Origin of the sequence: Mesorhizobium sp. M00.F.Ca.ET.216.01.1.1, from assembly GCF_004010325.2 — a bacterium.
GTDB lineage: Bacteria > Pseudomonadota > Alphaproteobacteria > Rhizobiales > Rhizobiaceae > Mesorhizobium.
The window spans coordinates 1-524 of sequence record NZ_SADR02000103.1; the positions used below are offsets into that span (position 1 = coordinate 1).

Annotated in this window: 1 protein-coding gene; it reads left to right on the top strand. The window is 64.9% G+C overall.

Annotated features, from left to right (window positions below; translation table 11 throughout):
- Positions 1–524 (top strand): phosphoribosyltransferase family protein (locus EN859_RS35230; RefSeq protein ID WP_127857187.1); only part of this gene is annotated, 524 nt, incomplete at both ends.

The window sequence follows — 524 nt, forward strand, 5'->3', positions numbered from 1 at the left end:
GTGGAGGTGGCCAAGGCCCTTGGGGCGCCTCTCGACCTGCTCATCGTCCGCAAGGTCGGCGCTCCGGGCAATCCAGAACTGGCCGTTGCCGCGATCGTGGACGGCGATCCCCCCGATGTGGTGCTCAACCGGGAGATCGTTGAGGCCTATTCGCTCGACGATGCTGATCTTGCCTCATTGATCGATGGCGAGCGCCCGGAACTCGAACGCCGGCGCAGTGCCTATCGCGGCAACCGCGAGCCGTTGTCGATCGCCGGAGCGACCGCGATCATTGTGGATGACGGGGCCGCGACCGGTACGACGATGAAAGTCGCGATCCGCGCTCTGAGGCGGCGGTCGCCACGGGAAATCATCGTTGCGGTTCCTGTTTCGCCGCCGGAAACCGTAGCGGAGTTGGCTCGGGAAGCCGACCGTGTGGTTTGCCTTAGCCAGCCGGGACGGTTCCGCGCGCTGGGTTACCACTATCAAAGTTTCCCCCAACTTTCCGACGGCGAGGTCATCGCTGCGATGGACGAGGCTGCCCA